We start from the raw sequence: 7048 nt of genomic DNA, 5'->3' as shown, positions 1-7048 counted from the left end.
GTCTGACTGTTGATGAGTTCTGAGTTCGTTGTTACTTCACCGGAGATCACTTTGAAGAATGAAAGTTTACCAAGATTGGGTTCGATGTGTGACTTGAAAACGAATAACACAGCAGGCCCTGCAGGATCGTATGCTATATCTTTTCCATCGATGGTTATTTCGGGTTTAGCTTCGCAGGGTGCCGGGGCTACATTGTCAATAAAGCCCATCATTCTGCCACTACCCATATTACGTTTGGCCGACATCACAAACACCGGAAATACATCGTGATGAATCATCCCTAACTTTAGTCCTTCACGCATCTCATCTTCCTCGAGTGTTCCTTTGGCAAAATATTTTTCCATCAGCTGCTCATCATTCTCCGCAGCTTTCTCTACGAGTATATTATGCAGTTCGTTTGCTTTTTCTTTTTCAGCATCCGGTATAGGAAGTTTTTGTGGTTTGCCTCCTTCCGGAGAAAATTTATACATCACCATACGCAGCAAGTCGATGATGGCATTAAAACCTTCGCCTTGATTTACCGGGTATTGCATTTGTGTAACCGCATTACCGAATCGCTCGCGTAATGAATGTAGCGCTGTATCAAAATCTGCTTTGGGATGATCGATCTGGTTGATTGCAAAGATTGTTGGCTTCTGAAACTGATCTATATAGTTCCAGATAAGCTCGGTACCTACCTCCACGCCATGCTGTGCATTCACGATCATCACACAGGTATCGGCTACACGCACCGATGATATAATTTCGCCAATGAAATCATCAAAGCCGGGAGTATCAATGATGTTAATTTTATAGTCGTGCCATTCTGTATGAAGCGTTGACGCAAATACCGAGTTACCACGCTCCTGCTCTATCTCGTGATAATCCGAAACTGTATTTCTGCCTTCAATGGAACCTCGCCGGTGAACTATACCAGCTTCGTAGATCATGTCTTCGGCCAGCATGGTCTTGCCGGCCTTGGGCGCCCCCAGCAGAACAATGTTCTTGAGGTGCTTGTCGTCATAAACTTTCATCATGGCTGTAGCATTTAGGTGGAGGAATAAAATAAAGGATGGCCGTATGTTGGTCACGTGTGGTGACAGCAGTTCCCATGAAGTTTTTCATAGGCGGCAATTTGTTTGTTGAAACAGAAAGGAAGGAAAGAGTAATGGAAGTTAAGGTAAAAAGATCAATAGTGAAAGTGCAGACGCAGAATAGTTACCGCTACACTTTGATGTGGGGATAACATGGAGATTCTGAGATTCTTTATAAATTGTTAACCGTTATTCGTTAACAGTTAATCGTTATCCGTTAATCGTAAACACGAGTGAGACGCTACAGATAACAGATAACCATTAACAGATAACGGTCAACGATCAAGCTGTAAACACTAACAGATACTACCATGAAAAAAGTACTCTTTACGCTTGCACTACTGGTGCTGGTCATGCAAAGCCGTTCCCAATCATTTGAAGGGATTATCAAGTGGGCTTTCACGATGAACATTACTGATCCGAAGCTGAAAGCGCAGATGGAGGAAGCGCAGAAAAAAATGAACGACCCGGCTAACCAGGCCAAGATGAAAGAGATGGAAGCCAAGATGAACGATCCGCAGTTCAAAGCCATGATGGATTCCAATCCACAGTTGAAAGCTCAAATGGAAAACATGATGAAGATGATGCAGAGCGGTGATATGTCGTCTATGATGCCGAAAGGTATGATCGTGAAAATCAAGAGCGGCAACTCCGACATGACGATGGACGGTGGGATGATGGCCAACATGGAGGTGCTATATCTGAAAGATAAAAATCAATCGTACAGAATAGATCGTAAAGACAAAACCTATTCGGTGTTGCCGAATAATACGGAGCACGATCAAACAAAATCTTCTACAGAAGTAAAAGTGACCAAGACTTCTGAAACTGCAAAGATACTGGGCTATACCTGCACGAAATATATAGTGGAATATACTTCAGAAGGTCACACGCTTCAACAACTCATGTGGGCTACTACAGAAATAAAGGACTGGGATATGAAGAGCATGAGCAACCAGCGCATGACGAGCGCACAGCGGGTATACTTTGATAAGATTGATGGCGTACCGTTAAAAGTGGAGATGACTACACCACAGGGAAGTATGATCATGGAAGTAAAAGAGATTAAAAAGCAATCATTACCTGCCGCTGACTTCACTATACCATCAGACTATAAAGAAGTAGCATCGGGATTTGGAGGAAAGTATTGATTGATCAATCTTTACTCTTCATATTAAAACAAAAAGGCCTGCTGTAGCAGGCCTTTTGTATATATACTTATTGTAATATCAGTATCCCAACACCTTCAACATGCTTTCGCTTGTTTGAGCATCGGCAAAAAGGCGGGTTGTTATTTCTCCGTCTTCATTCCGATCGATCAGTACGTGTTTCGGTGCCGGCACGAGGCAGTGTTGTATACCGCCATAACCTCCCAGCGATTCCTGGTACGCTCCTGTATGGAAGAACCCTATATATAGCGGCTCCTCATCGTTGATCATTGGAAGGAACACCTCACCGGTGTGTGCTTCGGAGTTATAGTAATCCATACTGTCGCAGGTAAGACCACCCATATTTACTTTATGGTATGGATCGTCCCACTTGTTGCATGCCAGCAATACATATTTCTGGTTCAGTCCCCATGCATCCGGCAAGTGTGTAATAAACGAGCCATCGATCATATACCACAGCTCTTTATCGTTCTGCAATTTCTGGTCGATAACATTATAGAGTACAGCACCACTTTCTCCTACAGTATAACTACCAAACTCGGTAAAGATGTTAGGCACCGGTACGTTGTTCTTATCGCATATCCACTTGATGTTTTCCACGATCTGTTCGATCATGTATTTATAGTCATAGTGGAAAGTAAGCGAAGTCTTGATCGGGAAACCACCACCGATATCAATAGAATCCAGCGTAGGACAAATCTTTTTCATTTCGCAATACTTGAACACAAAGCGGCTAAGCTCGCTCCAGTAGTATGCGGTGTCTTTAATACCTGTATTGATAAAGAAGTGTAACATCTTTAACGATGCCTTGCTGCTCTTCTCAATGTTGTCTTTGTAGAATGGAATGATGTCGCTATAGCGGATACCCAGGCGTGAAGTATAAAACTCGAACTTGGGTTCTTCATCGGCTGCAACGCGGATCCCTACACGGTACGATCCTTTTACATTTTTCTCATACTCTTCAAACTCGCCCATCTCGTCCAGGATCGGAATGCAGTTATGGAAACCATCATTCAGCAACTCGGAGATATAGGTAGTGTATAACGGCATTTTAAAGCCGTTGCAAAGTATATACGTGTCCTTCGTTACTTTTCCTTTGGCATGCAGCGCGCGCACAATCGGAATATCGAATGCAGAAGATGTTTCCATGTGAACATCTTCGTTCTTCAACGCTTCTTCCAATACAAAAGAAAAATGTGACGACTTGGTGCAATAGCAATATGTATACTTGCCGTTGTACTTGAATTTTTCTAATGCGTTGTTGAAGATCGCCTGTACCGATCGGATGTTTTCGCTGATGCGCGGAAGGTAAGTTAACTTGAGGGGTGTGCCATACTGTTTGATGATGTCCATTACAGGAACATCATTAAATAACAGTTCGTGGTCGCGTACCTTAAATTCTTTCTGAGGAAATTCAAAGGTTTGTTCAATCAGCTCGCGGTAGCTCTTCATTTATACCGTTGTCCGTTAAAGTTTAAATGGTTTTGGTAGTTAAACGCATATCGTTAAACAACTTGTGTTACTGCCATGTGATCAATTTTTTATTACCACACACAAACCCGGCACACACAATTCACCTCCAACGGTTAACGACCTTACGTGCTCCAATAAAGGGTGCAATATTGGGATAAATTTGCCATCTTTGCAATAACTCAGACAGAACGCATGGTTAATCATTTTCCCTGTTCGTTTTTCGCGATCGCGCTTCCAAAGGCGCCCGGCTTGCCCGACTTCTAAAGGCATATCGGAAGGGTATTTTTATCTGTCATTTTCTGATTAACCATTAATTCATAAAACCTTAATACTATTTGCCGTGAAAGAGCTAAAGATCATTGAAGTGAAGTCCGAAATCGGTGCCGGAACCCGCGGTGCCAGCCTGGGGGTAGAAGCAATGAAGATTGCCAGCTTAGACCTGAACTCCGATTTTTTTAAACAATACGAATCCGTTGAAGTCGAGAATGTAAACGAGTTGCTGTTCGATGGCGCCAAGCACTCTTACGCCAAATTCATTGATGGTGTGATGATCATGGAAGAACGTGTTTGCCTTGAAGTATACGAGACAATCTTTGACGAGTTCTTCCCACTCATTATGGCGGGCGATCACAGTACATCTTACGGCACCATTGCCGGCATCAAAAAGGCACATCCCAAAGCACGACTTGGTGTGATCTGGATTGATGCGCATGCTGATATACATACGCCTTTTACTACGCCTTCGGGCAACATGCACGGTATGGCACTGGCCATGGCTTGTGGTCTGGATAATTTTGAATGCAAGGTGAATGATCCGCGCGGAGAGACACTCGAGTATTGGGAGCAACTGAAGAATGTAGGCATGCCCGGTCCGAAGATTTACCCGGAAGACATTGTATATATAGCTGTACGCGATCTTGAGAAGCCGGAGAACTATCTCTTGAATAAATACAACGTAAACTTCATTGAGACAGAAGACGTAAAAAAACTCGGAGCTGCCACTATTGCTAAAAAAGCTTTAGAGATGCTGGATCATTGCGATATGATCTACGTTTCGTTTGACGTGGACAGTATAGATAGTCGTGTTTCAACAGGTACAGGAACGCCCGTGCCCAATGGCCTTACCGTTGAGGAAGCCAAAACATTAAATGCCGAGCTGGGTAAAGATCCGAAAGTATGCGCATGGGAAATTGTAGAAGTAAACCCAACGCTCGATACCGAGAACAGAATGGCCGAAAGTGCATTTGAAATACTGGAAGCAACAGCAAAATCTATTGTGAATAGGCCCGTGCTGGCAGAGTAAAATTTGTATTGAAGCTGCAACCTTGAATTAAGGAAAGACTTATACCTGAAAATAGGATAAGTCTTTCCTTATCAAAAAAGAAACATATTGATGAGGTTGCCGAAGAAATCTACACGTGAATCAAAAGCAATGTCCTTTATCAAGGACATCTCCCTGCCTGCAAAAAACAAACATTGGGATTCAAAGAAGAGTATATCCGTTGCCTCATCAAGAAATATCAGTAAAAATTGTATTAAGGATATCTTCGCGACCACTGCATTCGAGCCTGCCTGTTTCCACCTTCAATAAAAAAATCAGCGAACTTCTGCGATTTTCTTAATTTCGCCCCCAGAAATTCGAAATAAAACAGTCATGAGCCAAAACAGACCGATTTCCTCCTTCATTGAAAAACACTATCTGCACTTCAACGCTGCAGCATTGGTAGATGCAGCAAAGGGATATAAGAAACATCTTGCCGAAGGCAAAAAGATGATGGTAACATTAGCCGGTGCTATGAGTACAGGCGAACTGGGCATCAGCTTCGCAGAGATGATCCGCCAGGATAAAGTACATATCATTTCCTGTACCGGTGCCAACCTTGAAGAAGACATCATGAACCTGGTGGCTCACTCGCACTATAGAAGAATTCCGAACTATCGCGACCTCACACCGGAACAGGAGTGGGATCTGCTGGAGAACCATCTCAATCGTGTAACAGATACCTGTATTCCGGAAGAAGAGGCTTTCCGCAGATTGCAAAAACATCTTTATAAAGTATGGAAAGATGCTGAAGATAAGGGTGAGCGTTTGTTCCCGCATGAATTTATGTTCCGTCTCCTCAACAGTGGCGACCTGAAACAATACTACGAGATCGATCCGAAAAATTCGTGGATGATTGCAGCAGCAGAGAAAAACTTGCCAATGGTTGTTCCCGGATGGGAAGACTCAACGATGGGTAACATCTTTGCATCATACTGTGTAACTGGCGAATTAAAAGCTTCCACCATGAAATCGGGTATCGAGTATATGGTGTGGCTTGCCGACTGGTATACTCAAAACTCCGGCACGGAAGGTATAGGATTCTTCCAGATCGGTGGCGGTATAGCAGGCGATTTCCCGATCTGTGTTGTGCCGATGCTGCACCAGGATCTGGAGCGCGACAATGTTCCGTTCTGGAGTTACTTCTGCCAGATCAGCGACTCTACTACCAGCTACGGTTCGTATTCAGGTGCTGTACCAAACGAAAAGATCACCTGGGGTAAATTAAGCATTGATACACCCAAGTATATAGTTGAATCAGATGCTACGATCGTGGCACCTCTGATCTTCGCATATATACTCGAGTGGTAAAAAATTATAAACCTATATATACAGTAGCAAGGCAGGAGACATAACGTCTGACGTCTTGCTACTGTTGTCTTATATCTGTTCACTATGAATCTTGATCTGTTACTTCGTTCCGAAATTCAGAAAGCCGTAACGGCTGTTTTCAATCAATCCGTAGACAACCTGCAGATACAACCTACCAATGCCGAGTTTGAAGGCTCGCATACACTGTTGTGTTTTCAGCTTACAAAAATATCGCGCAAAGGTCCGGAAGAAACAGCGAAGCTTATAGGCGACTATCTTCTTGAGCATGCTGCCGGTATCTTTCGTCAGTATAATGTTGCAAAAGGATTTCTGAATCTGTCGCTCACAGATAGTATCTGGATTGAAGCGTTGCATACCATAGCTTCTAACCCGAACTATGGCCAGTTGCCAGACAACGGACAGGAGATCATGATCGAGTATTCATCACCGAATACAAACAAGCCTTTACACTTAGGACACTTGCGTAATAACTTTTTAGGCTATAGCGTAAGCGAGATCTATAAAGCAAACGGGTATAAAGTACACAAGGTACAGATCATTAACGATCGCGGTATACATATCTGCAAATCGATGGCCGCCTGGAAACTCTTCGGCAACGGAGAAACACCACAGAGCAGTGGCATGAAGGGCGATCACCTGGTGGGTAAATATTATGTGATCTTCGACAAGACCTATAAATC

At 43.4% G+C, this 7048-nt stretch carries 6 protein-coding genes; 4 read left to right on the top strand and 2 right to left on the bottom strand.

All coding sequences use genetic code 11. The annotated features are described in order from the left end of the window. On the bottom strand, positions 1 to 1016 hold a 1016-nt coding region (locus tag VIN08_RS05175), incomplete at its 3' end, for a GTP-binding protein (RefSeq protein WP_331961246.1). Between the two features lie 368 nt (positions 1017 to 1384). On the opposite strand from VIN08_RS05175, the gene VIN08_RS05170 reads away from it, so the two are divergent. Beyond that, the gene (locus VIN08_RS05170; RefSeq protein WP_331961243.1) at positions 1385 to 2224 is read left to right on the top strand and encodes a DUF4412 domain-containing protein; all 840 of its coding nucleotides are present in this window, start codon (positions 1385 to 1387) and stop codon (positions 2222 to 2224) included. Between the two features lie 78 nt (positions 2225 to 2302). On the opposite strand, the gene VIN08_RS05165 is transcribed toward VIN08_RS05170, so the two are convergent. Then, on the bottom strand, positions 2303 to 3694 hold the full coding sequence (locus VIN08_RS05165) for an arginine decarboxylase (RefSeq protein ID WP_331961240.1): 1392 nt from the start codon (positions 3692 to 3694) through the stop codon (positions 2303 to 2305). A 361-nt stretch (positions 3695 to 4055) separates the two neighbouring features. Here VIN08_RS05165 and VIN08_RS05160 point away from each other — a divergent pair, with 361 nt between their 5' ends. The 3 genes from VIN08_RS05160 to argS all read left to right on the top strand — a co-directional run. Further along, positions 4056 to 5018, top strand: a complete 963-nt coding sequence (locus tag VIN08_RS05160; protein ID WP_331961237.1) for an arginase — start codon at positions 4056 to 4058, stop codon at positions 5016 to 5018. A 351-nt stretch (positions 5019 to 5369) separates the two neighbouring features. Further along, a complete protein-coding gene (locus VIN08_RS05155) occupies positions 5370 to 6347 on the top strand; it encodes a deoxyhypusine synthase family protein (RefSeq protein WP_331961234.1) in 978 nt (325 codons plus the stop codon). Between the two features lie 84 nt (positions 6348 to 6431). Then, positions 6432 to 7048: arginine--tRNA ligase (gene argS, locus VIN08_RS05150; protein ID WP_331961231.1), on the top strand; the 617-nt coding region annotated here is incomplete at its 3' end.

It is taken from the genome of Ohtaekwangia sp. (assembly GCF_036568665.1).
Taxonomy (GTDB): Bacteria; Bacteroidota; Bacteroidia; order Cytophagales; family Cyclobacteriaceae; genus Ohtaekwangia.
The sequence above is the reverse complement of the archived record's forward strand: the minus strand, read 5'-3'. Positions and strand labels throughout refer to the sequence as shown.